Below are 17,811 nucleotides of genomic sequence, written 5' to 3'. Positions count from 1 at the left end.
ATCCGCTGTCCGCGCCAGGACACCGCGCCACTGAAGCCCAACCCGCATTGATCCGCGCTCATGGGAGCAGACATGGCCTCGTCCCCGGACGTCCCGTCCACCGGCAACACCCCCGACAGCCCGGGAAGCGACACCCCGCCCGAAGCCCAGAACGCCACCGGGAGCACCGCCGGCGAGAGACGCGGGCGCGTCCGGGCCCGCCGGGCCGCCGTGATGGCGGTGCCCGCCACCCTGGTCGCCGCCGGCCTCGCGGTCCTCACCGCGCAGGGAGCCCTGGGTGTGCAGTTCTCCATCTCCGGCATGCCGTTCACGGTCACCGCCACGGAACTCAACGGCACCGGATTCGAGCAGTTCGGCGGGCTCGACAACATGGCGGAGGGCAGCCCCAACGCCGGGGACACCGGCGGCCAGGTGCTCATCGTCACCTCCGCGATCAAGCACGCCACGCTCACCAAGCTGTGCCAGAGCGTCGACCTGGGCGGAACCAACCTGCTGATCACCGCGGGCGGCGGATCCGAGAAGGTCAGCGCGACCGACCTGACCACCGACTCCACCGAGCTGTCCGGTGACGCGGCGTTCAACAACATCGAGATCGGCAACGACGCCAGCACGCTGAACAAGGCGGGTGTGAAGGGTCCGATCGGCGTCTTCAGCCAGCAGGCCGACACCGTGCGGATCGCCAACCTGCGGCAGACCAACTACGCCACGACGGCCGGTGTGTTCAAGCTGCCGGGTCTCAAACTGCGTTTCAGTGACTCGGGTTGCTGATCGCCGTGCCGGACCGTCCACGTCCAGGACCGAGGCTCGCCTTCCGCGGATGGCGGGCCCGCCGGCCGTTCTGGGGCGGGCTGCTGCTCGCCCTCGGCGGCGGCGAGATCCTGCTCACCGAGAAGGCCTCGTTGAAGGTCGTCCTGCACATCGGTATGCAGGGCCTGGCCGGCTATCTGCTGCCGACCCTCATGGTGCTGCTGGGCCTGTTGATCCTCTTCAACCCCTCCCAGCGGCTCTTCTACTCCATCACCGGCATCCTGCTCTCCCTGGGCAGCTGGCTCACCTCCAACCTGGGCGGCTTCTTCATCGGCCTGCTCCTCGGCGCCATCGGCAGCTGCCTCACCTTCGGCTGGCTCCCGGACCAGGAACCACGCGTCAGCCGCCGCAAACGCCGGAGGCAGCAGCGGGCCGAGGCGCACACCCTGACGTCGGAGGGCGCGGGCACGGCGTGATCCGGGGCGTGGACGACGGTGCCGGCCCGGTGCGGCTCGGTGTGCGCCGGGCCGTCCTTGACGCTGGGGCTTGGGGGGCGAGTGGCTTCGGCCGGGCCCCTCGGTGGCGAGGGGCCGGGCCCCTGCTTGGTTCCCCGGAGCGGAGGGGGCCGGAACCGGGCCGGATCACAGGCCAAGGGTCCCCCGAACAGGTGACTTGGGAACTTCTTTGCGCTCGCCGGGAGTTCATCGGGCAGTCGGACGGCGGTGGAGCCGTCCGGGTGACGCGATGAACGAAGGAGCTACGGCATGGTGTTCAAGAGGCTGCTGGGCGCGATCGGGGTCGGCGGCCCCTCCGTGGACACGGTGCTGGACGGCGGCGCGGCACTGCCCGGCGGCACCCTGTCGGGCCGTGTCCTGCTGCGGGGCGGTGCGACGGCCGTGGAGGTGGAACACATCGGCCTGGAGCTGATCGCCCGCGTGGAGGCGGAGCACGCGGAGGGCGAGAGCGAGGGCGCGGTCGCCTTCGAGCGGTTCACCGTCGGCGGCGGTTTCCGACTCGGCGAACAGGAGGAGCGCGAGCTGGCGTTCAGTGTCCCGCTCCCCTGGGAGACCCCGGTGACCGAACTGTACGGGCAGCCGCTCGGCATCGTGCTGGGCGTGCGCACCGAGGTCGCGGTGGCCGGCGCCCGGGACAAGGGCGACCTGGACCCGCTCGCCGTCCGCCCCCTGCCCGTGCAGGAGGCCGTGCTGGAGGCCCTCGGCGCACTGGGCTTCGGCTTCCGCTCGGCCGACCTGGAGTACGGCCGCATCGGCGGTACGGGCCAGCAGTTGCCGTTCTACCAGGAGATCGAGCTGACCCCGGCCCCCCGGTACACGCACGCGGTGAGCGAGATCGAGCTGACCTTCCTCGCCTCTCCCCTGGGCGTGGAGGTGGTCCTGGAGGCGGACAAGCGCGGCGGCCTGTGGTCATCGGGACACGACGCCCTGACCCGTTTCACCGTGCGTCACGAGGACGCGCCGACCGTCGACTGGCAGAGAGAGGTGGACGGCTGGATCCGCCAGGTGACCGAGCACCGCGACGCCTACGACAGCCATGCGGCGTACGGCCACGGCGGCGCGCACCAGCCCGGTCTCCACTCCACCGACGCCCACCACTCCGGCCCGGGCCTTGGCACGGCCGTGGCCGCCGGTGCGGCGGGCCTCGCCGTGGGTGTCGTGGGCGGCATGGTGGCCGCGGAAGTCGTCGACGAGATCGGGGACTTCTTCGAGGGAGAGGAGGACGAAGGCGACGAAGGCTAGGAGAGAAGCGGGAGGAGGGGGGCCGCTCAGCCGGCGGAGCCCTGCGTACCGTCCTCCTCCTTCATCGCCTTGGCCTCGCTCTTGAGGATGCGCATGGACTTGCCCAGCGCCCGGGCGGTGTCGGGGAGCTTCCGGGACCCGAACAGCAGGAGGAACACGACCGCGACGATCAGCAGATGCCAGGGCTCAAGTCCGTTACGGAGCATGACCGCCCCCTTCTTTGTCTCGCTTGTCTCACTTTGCGGCAACGCTTGCCATGTTGCGCAACTGTACAACCCGGCCTCGGGGCGGGAAAGCGCGCACCCGCCAGCGGGGCAAAGGGGACAGCGGTGAGCAGGTCCGCCGCCGAGCCGACCGGGTCGGGCCGCCTGGCCGTCAGGGTCGCCGGTGTCCGGTGACCGCTGCGTAGCAACAACAACATGACCTGGGCATGGGCCTGGGTCTGGGTCTGGGTTAGGGCCTGGACCTGAGCCTGGGCGTCGGCCTCGGCGGCGGTGATGGCGCGCGGGCCGGTGTCCGGACGCCGGAGCTCTTGGCGGACGGTACCGGTCCCCGGATCAGAGGCCGTGGAGGCGGCGGGCCGGAACGGCGGCGGGTGCCTGCCGCTCGGCGAGCCGGCCGACGAGGAGGCGTACGACGTCCACCACGGCGGCCTGTTCCGCGGTGTCGACGAAGTAGACCTGGCGGCGGCCCTCGCGGCGTGAGCGGACGAGGCCGGCGAGTTTGAGCTTGGTCAGGTGCTGACTGACGGCGGGCAGGGCGCCGCCGACCCGCTCGGCGAGGCCGGTCACGTCGCTCTCGCCCTGGGTCAGCGCCCACACGATGTGCAGCCGGGCGGGCGCGGCGAGCAGGCTGAAGGCGGCGGCCGCCTCGGCGAGCACCTCGGCGGAGGGGTTCTGGTGGCCCGTGCCGGGCGATGTCGCCACTGTCGCCTTCCTCCGCTGGGTTCGTCCTGGGTTCGTTGCTGTGTACCGGCTGTGTACGCCGTGTCCGCGGACTCAGTGTAGATCTCCGGAACTTCCCGGCCGCCCCATTAGTTTCTACGTTGCTGTAGAAGTTACTGTCGGGCTGCCGGAAGCACCCGGCGGACGATATCGAGGAGTGCGCATGGCCCTGTGGGACCGCATCAAGGACTCGGCGTCGCAGATGCAGACGCAGTTGGTGGCGAAGAAGAACGACCTGAAGAGCGGCGCGTTCCGCGATGCGAGCATGGCGATGTGCGCGCTGGTGGCCGCCGCCGACGGGACGGTGGATCCCTCGGAGCGGCAGCGGGTGGCTCAGCTCATCGCCACCAACGAGGTGTTGCAGAACTTCCCGGCGGACGACCTCCGCCGGCGCTTCGAGGAGAACCTGGACAAGCTGACGAGGGACTTCGCCTTCGGCAAGGTGAGCGTGCTGCAGGAGGTCGCCAAGGCGAAGAAGAAGCCCGCCGAGGCGCGGGCCGTCATCCAGATCGGCATCGTCATCGGCGGCGCGGACGGCGACTTCGACAAGGACGAGCAGGCCGTGGTGCGTGAGGCGTGCTACGCGCTGGACCTGCCGCCGCACGAGTTCGATCTCTGAGTCCCCCGTGGAGCGGGTGGATGAGGGCACGTGCGGAGACCTCGGCCGCGCCCTCGTCCACGCCCACATCGCACGCAGCTCAGCATGCCCGCGCTCACCACTCCCCCGCTCGCCGCTCCCGCCCGCACTGTCTTTCGCCCAGAGCTCGGCGCTCAGAACTCGGCGCTCAGAACTCGGCGAGTCGGGGCAGGAGTTCCGTAGCCGTCTCGATGTCGCCGCTCAGCGGGCGGTCCTCCAGGCCGGTGGGGAGAACGGCTGCGGCGAGGGTGAGGGCGGGGAGGGCCGGCGGCTCCGGGTGAAGACGCAGGGCCCTGACGGCGGACACCAGTTCGCAGGCGAGGACGGTGGCGTAGGCGGCGCGGGCCCGTTCCGTCTGGCGGGCCGCCTGTCCGGCGAAGCCGGCGGCCTCCTCCAGGCCGTGGGAGAGGACCGCGTGCCCGGCCGAGGCCGGCGCGGCGGCGCTGGAACGCAGCTCGGCGAGCGCCGAGTTGGCGGTGTACTCCAGGATCATCGTGCCGGAGCTGCCGGCCGGGCCGGTGGCGAGAAACGCGGGCAGGCCGGTGAGGTCGGGGCGGCTCAGCGCGGACAGGCGTGCGGCGGAGAGCTGCGCGGTCTTCAGCAGGGCGAGGTTCAGGCCGTCCAGCGCCAGCGCGAGGGGGGCGGCGAAGAAGCCGCCGTGGTGGTAGAGGTGGCCGTCCGGGGTCAGGACGGGGTTCTCCGAGGGGCAGTTGATCTCGGTCTCGACGATCCGGCGCAGCGCGGCCGAGGCTTCGAGGGCAGCGCCGTGCACCTGCGGGAACGCGCGGAATCCGTACGGGTCCTGGATCCGCCGGTCCGCTGCGGGAAGCCCGTCCACGACGCCCGTCGCCGGGTCGTCGGGCAGGCCGAGCAGACGCCGTACCTCGGCGGCGGCACGGGCCGGGCCGGGGTAGGGCCGCAGGGCGTGCACCGGCGCCGCGTACGCCTCCGGGGAGCCCGACACGGCGGCGAGGGACAGTGCCGCGACCACGTGCGTGGCCCGTAGCAGCAGTTCGGTCTCGTGTCCGGCGAGGGCGGCCTGTGCGAGGGCGAGGGCGTTGCTGCTGAGCAGCGCGAGGGCGTCGCCGGCCCGCAGAGTGACCGGAGCGGGCAGCTCACCGGCGGTCCGGTCTCCCTCGCCGACGCCCCGGGGACGGCCCTCGCCGAGGTGCGCGGCCTCGACCACCTCGGTCAGGTCCGCCGCCGCCGGGGCCGGTCGTTCCGCCCCGACGCCGACGGCACCGAGGGCCCCGACGCCGACGGCACCGACGCCATCGACGGCCATGTCGCCGGACGGCGACCGTTCCGCACTGAGCGCACCCCCACCCGGCGCCTCGCCGACCCCGAGTTCCGGCCCGGCGCCCGATCCGACCGGAGCCCACTCCGCCGCGCCCACGCCACCACCCGCCGAGCCCCCAGCCTGCACCTCCACCGGCCCAGCCCCCGGTGCCACCGCCGCCCACTCCGCAGTGCCCACGCCACCACCCGCCGAGGCAGCACCCGGCGCCTCCGCGACCCCGAGTTCCGCCCCGGCCCCCGAGCCGACCCCCGCCCGCTCCCCCACCGGCACGGTTCCGTCCGGGTGAGGTGGGGGCGTCGAGTCGTCCGGTGTCAGCCAAGGGCGTTCGCCGAGGAGGGTCAGGCCGGTCTGGGCCAGGGCCGTCAGGTCGCCGGTGCCGACGCCGCCGTACTCGTTGACCGCCGGGTGCACGCGGAGGCGGAGGGCGTCGGTGAGGGCGGTGACGAAGGACGGGTGGATGCCGGAGCCGCCGGCGAGGAGCTGGTTGGCGCGGATCGCGAGCATCGCGCGAACCGTGCGGGCCGGCAGCAGCGGACCGGCCCCGCCCGCGTGGCTGCGCAGCAGACGCAGGCCGTGGGCGGTCTCCTCGGCCGGGTCGACGGCGACCGAGCGGTGTGCGCCGACGCCGGTGCCACGGCCGTACCAGCGGCCCGTGGCGGCGAGCCGGTCGGCCGCCTCCCGGGCTCGGCGGACCCGGTCCAGGGCGCCGGGGTCGACGGCGGGTACGGCCGTACCGTCCGCGAGCCGGATCAGGGCGGGGAGGGTGAGGCCGCCGCCGTCGAGCGGGACGCGGGTGTCCCCTGACTGCGAGGGCACCCGCGTGGGCAGGTCCACGGTCGTTCCTGACAGTTCCTGGTCGTTACGGTCGTCCGGCCGTTCCGGTTGCTCCAGTCCGTTCCGGCCGTTCCGGTTGCTCCAGTCCGTTCCGGTTGCTCCGGTCCGTTCCGGTCGTACTCTTCGGTCTGAGCCCCCTGGGCCGTTCCGGCTGTCCCGGCCCCTACGCGTGGTCCGGTCTCAGCCCAGCCCCGCCGACTTCAGCCACGCCTTGGCGACGTCCAGCGGGTCCTTGTTCTGGGCCTGCACCTGGGTGTCCAGGTCCAGCAGAGTCGCGGTGTCGAGCTTGGCGGAGACGGCGTTGAGCGCGGCGACGCCCTCCTTGGACAGCGCGCCCTTGTAGGTGAGCGGCTGGACGTTCTCGAAGCCGAACAGGTTCTTCGGGTCCTGGAGGACGACGAACTTCTCCTTGGAGATGTTCGGGTCCGTGGTGAAGAGGTCCGCGGCCTGCACGGCGTCCTTCTTCAGCGCCGCCAGCGTGAGCGGGCCGCCCGCGTCCAGCGCCTTGAAGGACTTGAACTCCAGGCCGTAGACGGACTTCAGGCCCACCAGGCCCTGCTGCCGGGTCTGGAACTCCGGCGAGGCGCCGATGACCAGGTCCTTGGCGACGTCCTTGAGGTCGGCGATGGACGACTTCTCGGTGAGCTGGTACTTCTTCGCGGTGGCCGCGTTGACCGTGATCGAGTCCTTGTCCTGCGCAGACGCCGGGTCGAGCAGCGTGAGCTTGGAGTCCAGCTTGGCGTTGATGGCGTCCGTGGTCTCCGCGAGGGTCTTCGGGGCGGCCTTCGGGTCGAGGTAGGCCAGCAGCGCCCCGTTGTACTCGGGCAGGACCGATATGGAACCGTTCTTGATCAGCCCGTAGGTGGTCTCGCGGCTGCCGATGTTCGGCTTGTACGTGACCTTGATCCCCTTGGCCTTGAGCGCCTCGCCGTAGATGTCGGCGAGCAGGGTGCTCTCGGGGAAGTTGTTGGATCCGACGACGACGGTGTCGCCGCCGGCCTTGCTGTCGTCCGACAGGGGATTGTCGGACTTGCCGTCGTTGGAGGAACAGCCCGCCAGCAGAGCCGTAGCCGCCGCGAGGGCGACCGCCGCCGCGCCTCGGTTCCTCCGGATGGACCTGCTGATGTGGGTCGTGGAAGTCACGCGCTGATCCAATCCAGCCAGTTCTCGGTCAGTCAAGGGCATCAGATCACCGATTGGCCTCGATCTGCGGTCACTCGTGCACACAGAGCATTCTCTTTGTAACGGATTCTTGATGAAAGGTGAGCTGATCGACACCTCAAGAGGCCTGTAGTCTCACCCGAGTTGGTATCGACCACAGCGGTGCGCGGGGCCCGCTTCGGTGTCGTGACGCAGGCGTTCCGAGGGCGACACAGCCCTCAGGTCCGGGAGTGACGGCTCCTCCGGACAAGACACCCATGAAGGAGGCCCGGTGTCCACGAACCAGGTGGACGCGCCCGCCCGGCACGCCCCCACGCGGGGCGGCGCACGGGGTTTCGCCGACCGCTGGCCCTTCAGGCGCAAGCTCAATCTGCTGGTCGGCATTCCCCTCGCGGTCATCGCGGTCCTGCTGGCGTACCTCTTCACCGACCTGGTGCGGCAGTCGTCCAGCGCCGCCTCGGCGGCCCGGCTGGTGCGCGACAGCGCGCAAGTGGCGCGGCTGGTGGACCGGGTGGAGGCCGAGCACCAGCAGGCCATCCTGCTCTCGACGCGCTACGAGTCCGGGGACGCGAAGCCGTCGACGTCCGCCTACCGCGCGGCGCAGCACGCGGTGGACTCCCAGGTGGCGAAGGTGCGCGAGGCGTTCGGGGACCGGGTGCCGGAGGGCGAGGCGCAGGCGCTGCGCGGGGTCGAGGGCCTCACCAGCCTGCGCACCTCGGTGGAGCAGTCGTACCTGCCCGCCGACAACATCGACCCGGCCTACGCGGGTGCCGCCCAGAGCCTGATCGACGGCCTCGGCCTCGACCGCGACGCCGACCTCGCCGACACCTTCACCGGCAGCCTGCTGGACTCCCTGCTGCGCGCGGACGCCGCCCACGGCGCCTTCGAGACCAATGTGTTCGCCGCCACCACGGGCGACACCAACGCGCAGATCGAGTTCACCAGCGCGGTCGGCGCGTACGAGCTGTACACCCACCAGGCCGAGCGCTTCACCCGGTTCGCCACCGAGGCGCAGGCCGAGCGGTTCTCCGGCATCGAGCACACGCAGGCACAGCGCGAGATCGCCGAGGCGTACGCCGAACTCCAGGTCGGCGTCGGCCGGCTGGAGACGAACGACAAGGGACGGCTGCGCCGGGCGGTGCAGGACGCGCTGACCGACTACCCCGCCTACCCCGAACAGGCCGCCGCCCGGCTGAAGATCACCACCGCGCTGATCGGCCAGATCGCCGACCGGGCCGACGGCGCCGCCGACGGCGCCCGCTGGCGGGCCGGCCTGCTGCTGAGCGGCGCCCTGATCGCCTTCGCGCTGTGGATCGCCTTCGCGGTGCTGGTGCGCCGCTCGGTGGTCAGGCCCGTGCAGGCGCTCACCGGAGCCGCGCGGGAGGTCGCCGAGGTCGCCGGGCGCGAGCTGGCCCGGGTGGCCGACGACGACGCCGAGGACGACGGACCGCCCCGGCTGCGGGACATGCCGGTCACGGCCCGCGACGAGATCGGCGACCTGGCGGAGGCGTTCAACCGGGTGCAGACCACCGCCGCCGCGCTGCTGGAGCGCCAGGTGCTCAGCCGGCGCAACACCGCGGAGATGTTCGGCAACGTGGGCCGCAGGGTCAGCAACCTGACCACCCGGCAACTCGCGCTGATCGACGCGGTGGAGCGGGGGGAGACCGACCCGGCGCTGCTGGAGCGGCTGTACTCCATCGACCACATCGCCGTGCGGCTGCGCCGCAACGCCGACAGCCTGATGCTGCTGGCCGGCATCCGCGAGACAGTGCTGGACGCGGGCCCGACGGCGCTGTCCACCGTCGTACGGGCCGCGCTCGGGCAGATCGAGGGCTACCAGCGAGTACGGCTGTACGCCGCGTCGGACGCCCTGGTGGAGCCGGACGTCATCGGTGACCTCACGCTGATGGTGGCCGAACTGCTGGAGAACGCGGTGTCGTTCTCGCCCGAGGGCAGCCCCGTCGAGGTCACCGTCCGCTCCGGCGCCGAGGGCACACATGTCGTGATCACCGACCACGGCCTCGGCATGAGCGCCGAGCGGCTCGCCGAGGAGAACGCCCGGCTGATCCGCCGGGAGCGGCTGGACCTGGTGCCGACGAAGGTGCTGGGCCTGTTCGTGGTGGGCGCGCTGGCCCGCCGCTGGGAGATCACGGTCGAACTGACCCGCACGCCGGGCGGCGGTGTGACGGCCGAAGTGACGTTGCCGGCTTCGCTGCTGCTGGCGCCGGGCGCGGCGGCCGAGGCTCCGGTGACCGCGGCGCCCGCGCCGGTGGCCGGGGTGTCCGGCCCGGTACCCGCGCGGGGCGCGCTGCCGCCGGAGACCACCCACGAGAAGCCATCGGCCGACGGCACCGCCCCGGACGAGCCCGCCCGCGCCGAACACGGCGGCCCGCTCCCCCGCCGGGTCCCCCACCGCGCACCGCAGGGCACCGACGCGCAGGCCCCTTCGGGTGAGCAGACGCCCGGCGACGCGGAACACACCGCGCGCCCGCTGCGCCGCCGGGTGCGCGGGGCCACGCTGCGCACCACCGCCGGCGCCGCGCCGACGGTGCCGAAGACCGCCCGGCCGCTGGACGCCGAGGCCGTCCGCAGCGCGCTGGAGGAGTTCGAGGACGCGGTGGAACGCGCCCGGCGGGACAGCGACACGGGCAGCTTCACCCTCCCGGTGAGCACCGGTACGGCTCCGCACGGGAGCGGCACGGCCACGGCGGCGCGCCCGGCCGACGGACCGACGGCACCACACCGACCCCGCCCGGACGACGGACCGACAGCACCACACCGGTCCAGCCCCGACGGCGGCACGGCGGCACCGCACCGGGCCCGCCCCGACAGCACCGGAGCCACGCGCACGTCCCAGCCGGACGCCACCCCGCGGGCCACGCGGCCACCGCACCGGCCCCGCCCGGACAGCGCCCCGCCCGACGGCGACGGCAACCCGGCCACCGACCCCCCACAGCACCCCGCCCCCACACCCCCGACCACCCCGCCGCACGACCCGAACCACCTTCCGGAAGGAGCCGAGCAGTGAGCACGTCGACAGGTGACAGCCCGACGGGCGGCACCACGCCGACCGACCTGCAGGCAGCCGCGGCCGACTTCACCTGGCTGCTGAACCGCTTCGCGACCGAGACCGCCGGCGTCGTCGACGCCATCGCCGTGTCCTCGGACGGCCTGCTGATCGCGGTGTCACAGCTGCGCGAGCACGCCGACTCCGAGCGGCTCGCGGCGATCGTGTCCGGCATCACCAGCCTGGCCGCGGGCGCCTCCGGCAACTACGGCCTCGGCGGCCTGAACAAGGTCATCATCGATCTGGAGGGCGGTCACGTCATCGTCTCCGCGATCGGCAGCGGCGCCGTGCTCGGCGTCGTCACCGACAAGGAGGCGAAGCTCGGCAACATCGCCTACGAGATGACGCTGTTCGCCAACCGCGCCGGTGCCGCGCTGAGCCCGCAGCTCGTGCTGGAGCTGAAGAACAGCGTGGGCGCGGCGGCGGCCCGCTGAGGAGGAGAAGGTTTCCATGGCGGACGGTATGGCGGACGGCATTCCGCCCCCGGGCCCGGACCCGGTCGGCCCCGTCCCCGCCGTACGGCCGTACCTGGTCACCGCCGGCCGGGTCGCGGACGCCGCCTCCGGCCGGGCGCTGCCCGTGGAGACCCAGGTGGTGTCCACCGCCGACGGTCTCGACGCGCTCGGCCGGCTCTCCTTCGAGCAGCACGACATCGTCGCCGCCTGCCGGCTGCCGCAGTCGATCGCGGAACTCGCGGCCCGGCTGCGGCTGCATCTCAACGTGGTCCGCGTCCTGGCCGAAGACCTGCGCGAGGCGGGCCAGCTGGCGGTGTACGTGCCGGACGCCGAGGCCACCCACGACGCGTCCGTCCTGCGCAGGGTTATCGATGGCCTGCGGGCCATCCCCGACTCCCGAGGGGTACCGAGTGACACCGACTGAACCGCTCCTGGCCCGGGGCCCGGCCGCGCCCGCGGCGGTGCGGCCGCCGCTGCCGGTGAAGATGGTGATCGCGGGCGGTTTCGGCGTGGGCAAGACCACGGCCGTCGGCGCGATCTCGGAGATCGAGCCGCTGACCACCGAGGCGTCGATCACCGAGGTCGCGGCGGGTGTGGACGACCTGACGCACACCCCGTGCAAGACCACGACGACCGTCGCGATGGACTTCGGCTGCATCACCATCGACCCGACGTTGAAGCTGTACCTGTTCGGCACGCCCGGGCAGGAACGGTTCGGGTTCATGTGGGACGACATCGTGGAGGGGGCGGTCGGCGGGCTCGTCATCGTCGACACCCGCCGACTGGACGACTGCTACGCGGCCGTGGACTACTTCGAGCACAAGGGCATCCCGTTCGCCGTCGCGGTGAACGCCTTCGACGGCCGGGTGGAGCACGCCTTGGAGGACGTCCGCTGGGCGCTGGACGTCTCCGACGGTGTGCCGGTCGTGGTGTTCGACGCCCGGGAGCGGGGCTCGGTGCGGGACGCGCTGCTCGTCGTACTCGAACTCGCGCTGGCCCGCACCGAGCGGTGACCGTCAGGCGCTGCGGCGTACCCCCGGCGACACCGTGATGCGGGACGCCGCCCAGAACACGGCGAGCGTCGCGAGGGCGAGACCGGCGACGAGCGTGGCGCCGCCGACGACCTTCTCGTAGTTCTTCTGGTAGAGGCCGTCGATGATGTAGCGGCCGAGGCCGCCGAGGCTGACGTAGGCGGCGATGGTGGCGGTGGAGACGATCTGGATGGCCGCCGTGCGCAGGCCGCTGAGGATCAGCGGCAGCGCGACCGGCACCTCCACCTGGAGCAGCACGCGCGCCTCGGGCATGCCCATGCCCCGGGCCGCGTCCACCGGGGAGGGATCGACAGAACGGACCGCCTCGTAGGTGGTGACCAGGATCGGCGGTACGGCGAGCACGACCAGCGGGATCATCACCGGCAGCAGACCGAAGCCGATCCAGATGAACATCAGCACGAGCAGGCCGAAGCTGGGCAGCGCGCGGCCGGCGGTGGCGATGAGCGCGAGGGCGTTGCCGCCGCGCCCGGTGTGGCCGGTGAGCAGGCCGACGGGCAGCCCGATCGCGGTGGCGATCAGCAGGGCTTCCAGGGAGTACTTGATGTGCTCGGCGAACCGGGTGGGGATGCCGTCGTAGCCGTGCCAGTGGGCGCTGTCGCTGAAGAAGGCGTGCGCGAAGTTCAGGACGTTCACCGGGCGGCACCCTTCCGCGGCATCCAGGGGGTGAGGAGGAGGCGGACGAGGACCAGTACGGCGTCGGCGAGGATGCCCAGCACCGCGATGGTCAGGACGGAGTTCACGGCGAGGGCGGGCCGGTGGTAGGTCTGGGCGTCGTAGAGCATGTTGCCGAGGGCGCCCTGGTTGCCGATGAGCATGCCGACGCTGACCAGGGAGATGCTGGAGACGGTGGCCACCCGCAGCCCGGCGATGATCGCGGGTACGGCGATGGGCAACTGCACCTGGAAGTACCGGCGTACGGCCCCGAAGCCCATGGCCTGGGCGGCGGCCAGGGTCTCCGGCGGCACCGAGCGGACGCCGTCCACGATCGCCGGGACGAGCACCACCAGGCTGTAGAGCGCGAGCGGGATCATCACCGTGGTCTCGCTCTGCCCGAAGTAGTCGATGAGGACGACGAAGAAGGCGAGGGACGGGATGGCGTAGAGGACGGTGGTGATGCCGAGGACGGGCGGGTAGATCCAGCGGAAGCGCACGCACAGCTGGGCGATCGGCAGCGAGACGAGCAGTCCGGCCAGCACCGGCAGCAGGGCCTCGCGCAGATGCAGCCCGATCAGACCGAGGTAGCTGTGCTGGAGGTCGCTCGGGAGGTCGAAGAAGCCGCTCATCGCCCGGCCTTCGCGTCGGCGTGCTCCGCCACCTGGCTGTGGGCCGCGCGGATCGCCTCGCCGATGACCTGCTGGGAGACGACACCGACCGCGCGTCCCTCGCCGTCCACCGCGACGGCCCAGCCGGTCGGCGACAGCACGGCCCCGTCGAGCGCGGTGCGCAGCGAGTCGGTGCCGGGCACGAACGGCCGCCCGTGGTCCAGGAGTTCGTCCCGGTCGACGGCGCCGGCGGTGAGCCGGTCCGGTGCGCTCCAGCCGAGCGGCCTGCCGTCGAGGTCGGTGACGAGGAGGTAGGGGGCCGTGGCCGCCCGGGCGGCGAGCTTGCCGGCGTCGGCGTCGATCGGGACGACGGGACCGGTCTGCAACTCCAGCCCGGCGGACGGGAAGAAGGAGAGCCGGCGGATGCCGCGGTCGGCGCCGAGGAAGTCCTCCACGAAGGGGTCGGCGGGCGCGCTGAGCAGTTCGGCGGGCGGGGCGAACTGGGCGAGCCGGCCGCCGGTGCGCAGCACGGCGACCTTGGTGCCCAGCTTGATCGCCTCGTCGATGTCGTGCGTGACGAAGACGATGGTCTTGCCCAGCTCGTCCTGGATGCGCAGGAGTTCGTCCTGGAGCCCCTTGCGGACGACGGGGTCGACGGCGGAGAACGGCTCGTCCATCAGCAGCACCGGCGGATCGGCGGCGAGGGCGCGGGCCACGCCGACGCGCTGCTGCTGGCCGCCGGAGAGCTGGTACGGGTACCGCTTGGCCAGCGCGGTGTCGAGCCCCACCCGTTCCATCAGCTCGGCGGCCCGGGCCCGGGCCCGCTGCTTGGTCCAGCCGAGCAGGCGGGGCACGGTGGCGATGTTGTCGATGATCGTGCGGTGCTGGAACAGCCCGGCGTTCTGGATGACGTAGCCCATCGACCGGCGCAGGGTGTTGACCGGCTGCTGCCGGATGTCCTGGCCGTCGAGGAGGATGCTGCCCTCGCTGGGCTCCACCATCCGGTTGATCATCCGCAGGGTCGTCGTCTTGCCGCAGCCGGAGGGCCCGACGAGGACGGTGATCGCGCGGTCCGGTATGTCCAACGACAGCCGGTCGACCGCGACCGTACCGTCCGGATACCGCTTCGTGACTGAATCTATCCGTATCAAAACGCCGCGTACCCTTCGGGCGACCGATCCTGGGCTGATGCGGGGAGAGTCTAGACCGACAGTGTTTCAGCACTTTGGCGGCACCATGGCCGACGTGCCCGCCACTCGTTGACGGTGATGGGCAACCGGCGCTGCCGTATGGCCGGTTGTCTGTGCTGCGCCGCCTGCATCATGGCCCGGTCGGGGCGGCACGGCGGGGTCATGGAACACCTCGCCGGACTCGGCCTGCCGAGGACCCCTTCGGGCGGTCCCGTCACCCGCGCACCCCCGTCCCCGCCCCCGCCGGACTCCCCTGGCGCGTGTGCGGGCGCGCCGCCAGGATCGCTACGTCGTCTTCGGCGTGGCGGGCGTCCAGGCGGCTGAGGATGGTGTCCAGGACCGCGTCGAGGGGGTCTGTGGCGGTGAAGCGCAGGGCGGCCAGCCGGGCCAGGGAGCGGTCGATGTCCTCGCCGCGGTGTTCCACGAGCCCGTCGGTGAACGCCACGAGCGTCTGGCCGGGCGCCAGCCGGTGCGTGGCCGACTCGTACCCGCCGAGCCCGGTGCCCAGCGGCGGCCCGACCGGCACGGGCAGCAGACTGGTCGCGCCGTCCCGGTTGATCAGCGCGGGCGGCAGATGACCGGCGCTGGCGAGCGTGACCTGCCCCCGGCCGGGATCGACGCGGGCGAGCAGACAGGTCGCGGGCCTGCGTTCGGCCTCCTTGGAGGCGATGTCGTCCATCTGCCGCAGCACCCGGTGCGGGGGGAGGTCGGCGGAGGCGATGTAGCGCAGGGAGGAGCGGTACGCGCTCATGTCGACGGCGGATTCCAGGCCGTGCCCCATGACGTCGCCGACGACCAGCAGGGTCCGGCCGAAGTGCAGCCGGACGGTCTCACACCAGTCGCCGCCGACCAGGGTGCTCAGGCCCACCGGCAGATAGCGGATGGCGACGTCCAGGTTGGGGTGCGGCCGGCCGGGCTCGGCGAGCAGGGCGCGCTGGAGGTCACCGGCGGTACGGCTGACCTGCTCGTGGACGCGGGCGTGCCGCAGGTGGGAGGCGGCGCGCTCGGCGAGCAGGGCGAGCAGTTCGGCCTCGGCGCGCCGCAGCGCTCCCCCGGGCCGCGCCCACACCAGGACCCCGTACACCTCGTCCCCGCTGGTCAATGGGACGCACAGACCGGCGCCCCGGGTGGTGCCCGCGTACTCAAGCCAGGGTTCCGGTGCCGCGCCGGCGGCCGGGACGTGCGCCTCGCGGGCCGCAGCGGCGGCCCACCGGACGTCGGGCAGCAGCTCGGCGTCCCCGGTGACCGCGGCGTACTCGGAGACGGTGTCCCGGGTGCGGCCCATCACAGCGGCGGCTCCCCCGGCCAGCCGCACGGCGGCCCGGGTCAGCTCGGTGCGGGTGGTGGCCGCGTCGAGGGTCGTACCGATCCCGGCCAGGGTCTCCCGCAGGTCGGCCGGCCGCGCACCGGTCCGCGCGGGCTGCTCGGCCTCGCCGGGGCCGCCGCCGTCCCGGCGGCGGGCCCGCTCGACGGGCAGGGGCCTGCGACGGGAACGGATCCACCGCGCCACACCCAACACCCTCACAGAATCTCAAATCGAGGCGACCGGGGCACCAGCCCCGGCCGCCCCGGCGCAGAGACGTCAGCCCTCCTGGGGCTCCAGCCGCAGGGAGATGGAGTTGATGCAGTACCGCTGGTCGGTGGGGGTCGCGTACCCCTCACCCTCGAAGACGTGCCCGAGGTGGGAGCCGCAGCGGGCGCACCGCACCTCGGTGCGGACCATCCCGTGCGAGCGGTCCTCGATCAGCTCGACGGCGTCGGTGTCCTTCGGGTCGTAGAAGGACGGCCAGCCGCAGTGCGACTCGAACTTGGTGTCGGAGGTGAACAACTCGGCGCCACAGGCCCGACAGGAGTAGACGCCCTTGGTCTTGGTGTCCGTGTACTCACCGGTGAAGGCCGGCTCGGTGGCGGCCTGGCGCAGTACCGCGTACTCGGCGGGGGTCAGCTCCGCGCGCCACTGCTCGTCCGGCTTCTCGACGTCGTACGACATCAGTTCTCAGCCCCTTTACTGCGACAGGCGGTCCAGGATCAGCGGGCCCAGGTCTGTCACGTCTCCCGCGCCCATGGTGAGAACGAGATCACCGGGCTTCGCCATTCCCGCGACCACGGCGGGGATCTCCGCCTTGTCGGACACGGCCGTGACGTCGGTGCCGGCCGCGCGCGCGGCCTCGATGATCAGCTCGCTGGTGACGCCGGGGATCGGGTCCTCGCGGGCCGGGTAGATGTCGAGGACCAGCGAGGCGTCGGCGAGGGCCAGCGCCTGCCCCATCTCCTGGCCCAGTTCCTGTGTGCGGGAGAAGAGGTGCGGCTGGAAGACGACGAGGATGCGGGCGTCACCGGCGGCGGCGCGCATGGCCTCCAGGTCGGCGGTCATCTCGGTCGGGTGGTGGGCGTAGGAGTCGATCACCTGGACGCCGGCCGCCTCGCCCTTGAGCTGGAGACGCCGCTTGACGCCGGTGTAGGCGGCGAGCGCGGGCGCCAGCTCGGCGGCCGGGATGCCGAGGGCGGCGCCGGCGGCGAGGGCGGCGACCGCGTTCAGGGCGTAGTGGCGGCCCGGCACGGACACCTCGAAGGTCAGCTCCTGCCCGTCCAGCACCACGGTGACCCGGCTCTTCAGCCCCTGCGGGACGACCGCCGGGACGCGGACGTCGGCGTCGGCCGCCTCACCGTAGGTCACGATCCGCACGTCCCGGCCCCGCACGCGCCGGGTCAGCTCGCGGGCGCCCTCGTGGTCGGCGGAGACGACCAGCGTGCCGCCCTCGGTGACCCGGTCCACGAACGTCTCGAAGGACTCGTAGATCTCTTCGATCGAGGCGTAGTTGGCGTGGTGGTCCAGCTCGACGTTGAGGACGATGGCGACCTCGGGCGCGTACTTGTGGAAGCTGCGGTCCGACTCGTCGGCCTCGGCGACGAAGATGTCGCCGTCGCCGTGCAGCGCGTTGGAGCCGGGCGCGTCCAGGTCGCCGCCGATGGCGTACGACGGCTTCAGGCCCAGCTCGGTGAGCGAGACCGCCAGCATGGAGGTGGTGGTGGTCTTGCCGTGCGTGCCCGCCACGGCGATCGGCCGCAGCCCCTCCATCAGCGCGGCCAGCGCGTCGGAGCGGTGCACCACCGGGATGCCCAGCTCGGCGGCGCGGGCCAGCTCGGGGTTGTCCTTCCGGATGGCCGACGACACGACGACGCAGCTGGCGTCGTCGGCGAGGTGCTCGGCGGCGTGCCCGATGTGCACGGTCGCGCCCAGCGCCCGCAGCGCCTCCGCGGTCGCCGACTCCTTGGCGTCGCTGCCGGCCACCTCGGCCCCGCGCTGGGCCAGGATCTTGGCGATCCCCGACATCCCGGCGCCGCCGATGCCGATGAAGTGCGGTCGGTCCATGGCGTCAGGAAGGCCGGGTGCCATGCGTTTCT

The 17,811-nt window shown here is 72.6% G+C and carries 18 protein-coding genes; 8 read left to right on the top strand and 10 right to left on the bottom strand.

What is annotated here, in order from left to right; translation table 11 throughout:
- The first annotated feature begins 72 nt into the window (after window positions 1–72).
- The 3 genes from ACH4LD_RS05895 to ACH4LD_RS05885 all read left to right on the top strand — a co-directional run bounded on the left by ACH4LD_RS05895 (window position 73) and on the right by ACH4LD_RS05885 (window position 2,504).
- Window positions 73–768 carry a DUF6230 family protein gene (locus ACH4LD_RS05895; RefSeq protein WP_398054357.1) on the top strand — a complete coding sequence of 232 codons (696 nt, stop codon included), beginning with the start codon at window positions 73–75 and terminating at the stop codon, window positions 766–768.
- Window positions 762–1,223, top strand: coding sequence for a DUF6114 domain-containing protein (locus ACH4LD_RS05890; protein WP_398054358.1), 462 nt, complete (start codon window positions 762–764; stop codon window positions 1,221–1,223). The genes ACH4LD_RS05895 and ACH4LD_RS05890 overlap by 7 nt, the downstream gene beginning before the upstream one ends.
- Before the next feature lie 288 nt (window positions 1,224–1,511).
- A complete protein-coding gene (locus ACH4LD_RS05885; RefSeq protein WP_398054359.1) occupies window positions 1,512–2,504 on the top strand; it encodes a sporulation protein in 993 nt (330 codons plus the stop codon).
- Between the two features lie 26 nt (window positions 2,505–2,530).
- Here ACH4LD_RS05885 and tatA read toward each other — a convergent pair whose 3' ends face one another.
- Together tatA and ACH4LD_RS05875 are read right to left on the bottom strand one after the other, a co-directional pair.
- Window positions 2,531–2,710 carry a Sec-independent protein translocase subunit TatA gene (tatA, locus tag ACH4LD_RS05880; protein ID WP_103811603.1) on the bottom strand — a complete coding sequence of 60 codons (180 nt, stop codon included), beginning with the start codon at window positions 2,708–2,710 and terminating at the stop codon, window positions 2,531–2,533.
- 351 nt (window positions 2,711–3,061) lie between these two features.
- Entirely contained in the window at window positions 3,062–3,430 is a 369-nt protein-coding gene (locus tag ACH4LD_RS05875; RefSeq protein WP_132783177.1) for a metalloregulator ArsR/SmtB family transcription factor, read from the bottom strand.
- 181 nt (window positions 3,431–3,611) lie between these two features.
- Between ACH4LD_RS05875 and ACH4LD_RS05870 the strand changes: the two genes are divergently transcribed.
- Window positions 3,612–4,067: a TerB family tellurite resistance protein gene (locus ACH4LD_RS05870; protein WP_132783178.1), complete on the top strand. Its 456-nt coding sequence runs from the start codon at window positions 3,612–3,614 to the stop codon at window positions 4,065–4,067.
- Between the two features lie 166 nt (window positions 4,068–4,233).
- Here ACH4LD_RS05870 and ACH4LD_RS05865 read toward each other — a convergent pair whose 3' ends face one another.
- Both ACH4LD_RS05865 and ACH4LD_RS05860 read right to left on the bottom strand, forming a co-directional pair.
- The gene (locus ACH4LD_RS05865) at window positions 4,234–6,219 is read right to left on the bottom strand and encodes an aromatic amino acid lyase (protein ID WP_398054360.1); all 1,986 of its coding nucleotides are present in this window, start codon (window positions 6,217–6,219) and stop codon (window positions 4,234–4,236) included.
- 180 nt (window positions 6,220–6,399) lie between these two features.
- Complete coding sequence (locus ACH4LD_RS05860; protein WP_398054361.1) at window positions 6,400–7,362, bottom strand: ABC transporter substrate-binding protein; 963 nt, start codon at window positions 7,360–7,362, stop codon at window positions 6,400–6,402.
- 289 nt (window positions 7,363–7,651) lie between these two features.
- On the opposite strand from ACH4LD_RS05860, the gene ACH4LD_RS05855 reads away from it, so the two are divergent.
- The 4 genes from ACH4LD_RS05855 to ACH4LD_RS05840 are packed head-to-tail and all read left to right on the top strand — an operon-like array spanning window position 7,652 to window position 11,915.
- Window positions 7,652–10,408: an ATP-binding protein gene (locus tag ACH4LD_RS05855; protein ID WP_398054362.1), complete on the top strand. Its 2,757-nt coding sequence runs from the start codon at window positions 7,652–7,654 to the stop codon at window positions 10,406–10,408.
- Window positions 10,405–10,881 carry a roadblock/LC7 domain-containing protein gene (locus ACH4LD_RS05850; RefSeq protein ID WP_103811597.1) on the top strand — a complete coding sequence of 159 codons (477 nt, stop codon included), beginning with the start codon at window positions 10,405–10,407 and terminating at the stop codon, window positions 10,879–10,881. The genes ACH4LD_RS05855 and ACH4LD_RS05850 overlap by 4 nt, the downstream gene beginning before the upstream one ends.
- Window positions 10,882–10,909: 28 nt before the next feature.
- Window positions 10,910–11,326: a DUF742 domain-containing protein gene (locus tag ACH4LD_RS05845; RefSeq protein WP_207928230.1), complete on the top strand. Its 417-nt coding sequence runs from the start codon at window positions 10,910–10,912 to the stop codon at window positions 11,324–11,326.
- The gene (locus ACH4LD_RS05840; protein WP_103811595.1) at window positions 11,313–11,915 is read left to right on the top strand and encodes an ATP/GTP-binding protein; all 603 of its coding nucleotides are present in this window, start codon (window positions 11,313–11,315) and stop codon (window positions 11,913–11,915) included. Before ACH4LD_RS05845 ends, ACH4LD_RS05840 begins: the two co-directional genes overlap by 14 nt.
- A 3-nt stretch (window positions 11,916–11,918) precedes the next feature.
- Here ACH4LD_RS05840 and ACH4LD_RS05835 read toward each other — a convergent pair whose 3' ends face one another.
- From ACH4LD_RS05835 to murC, 6 genes are all read right to left on the bottom strand, one after another.
- Complete coding sequence (locus ACH4LD_RS05835; RefSeq protein WP_103811594.1) at window positions 11,919–12,587, bottom strand: ABC transporter permease; 669 nt, start codon at window positions 12,585–12,587, stop codon at window positions 11,919–11,921.
- Window positions 12,584–13,237 carry an ABC transporter permease gene (locus ACH4LD_RS05830; RefSeq protein WP_103811593.1) on the bottom strand — a complete coding sequence of 218 codons (654 nt, stop codon included), beginning with the start codon at window positions 13,235–13,237 and terminating at the stop codon, window positions 12,584–12,586. Before ACH4LD_RS05830 ends, ACH4LD_RS05835 begins: the two co-directional genes overlap by 4 nt.
- On the bottom strand, window positions 13,234–14,367 hold the full coding sequence (locus ACH4LD_RS05825; RefSeq protein WP_398054363.1) for an ABC transporter ATP-binding protein: 1,134 nt from the start codon (window positions 14,365–14,367) through the stop codon (window positions 13,234–13,236). Before ACH4LD_RS05825 ends, ACH4LD_RS05830 begins: the two co-directional genes overlap by 4 nt.
- 253 nt (window positions 14,368–14,620) lie before the next feature.
- Complete coding sequence (locus tag ACH4LD_RS05820) at window positions 14,621–15,916, bottom strand: PP2C family protein-serine/threonine phosphatase (RefSeq protein ID WP_398054364.1); 1,296 nt, start codon at window positions 15,914–15,916, stop codon at window positions 14,621–14,623.
- 72 nt (window positions 15,917–15,988) lie between these two features.
- Window positions 15,989–16,396, bottom strand: coding sequence for a peptide-methionine (R)-S-oxide reductase MsrB (gene msrB, locus ACH4LD_RS05815; RefSeq protein ID WP_398054365.1), 408 nt, complete (start codon window positions 16,394–16,396; stop codon window positions 15,989–15,991).
- A gap of 15 nt (window positions 16,397–16,411) precedes the next feature.
- Window positions 16,412–17,803, bottom strand: a complete 1,392-nt coding sequence (murC, locus tag ACH4LD_RS05810) for a UDP-N-acetylmuramate--L-alanine ligase (protein ID WP_398054366.1) — start codon at window positions 17,801–17,803, stop codon at window positions 16,412–16,414.
- Between the last annotated feature and the right edge of the window lie 8 nt (window positions 17,804–17,811).

Origin of the sequence: Streptomyces sp. NPDC017676, assembly GCF_044329325.1 — a bacterium.
Classification (GTDB): domain Bacteria; phylum Actinomycetota; class Actinomycetes; order Streptomycetales; family Streptomycetaceae; genus Streptomyces.
This window is presented reverse-complemented; position numbering and strand designations above follow the sequence as displayed.

Excerpts from the sequence above, each read along its gene's own strand:
- ACH4LD_RS05845 (WP_207928230.1), top strand. The coding sequence starts at position 10,910 with ATGGCGGACGGCATTCCGCCCCCGGGCCCGGACCCGGTCGGCCCCGTC.
- msrB (WP_398054365.1), bottom strand. The coding sequence starts at position 16,396 with ATGTCGTACGACGTCGAGAAGCCGGACGAGCAGTGGCGCGCGGAGCTG.
- ACH4LD_RS05885 (WP_398054359.1), top strand. The coding sequence starts at position 1,512 with ATGGTGTTCAAGAGGCTGCTGGGCGCGATCGGGGTCGGCGGCCCCTCC.
- ACH4LD_RS05870 (WP_132783178.1), top strand. The coding sequence starts at position 3,612 with ATGGCCCTGTGGGACCGCATCAAGGACTCGGCGTCGCAGATGCAGACG.
- ACH4LD_RS05895 (WP_398054357.1), top strand. The coding sequence starts at position 73 with ATGGCCTCGTCCCCGGACGTCCCGTCCACCGGCAACACCCCCGACAGC.
- murC (WP_398054366.1), bottom strand. The coding sequence starts at position 17,803 with ATGGCACCCGGCCTTCCTGACGCCATGGACCGACCGCACTTCATCGGC.
- tatA (WP_103811603.1), bottom strand. The coding sequence starts at position 2,710 with ATGCTCCGTAACGGACTTGAGCCCTGGCATCTGCTGATCGTCGCGGTC.
- ACH4LD_RS05830 (WP_103811593.1), bottom strand. The coding sequence starts at position 13,237 with ATGAGCGGCTTCTTCGACCTCCCGAGCGACCTCCAGCACAGCTACCTC.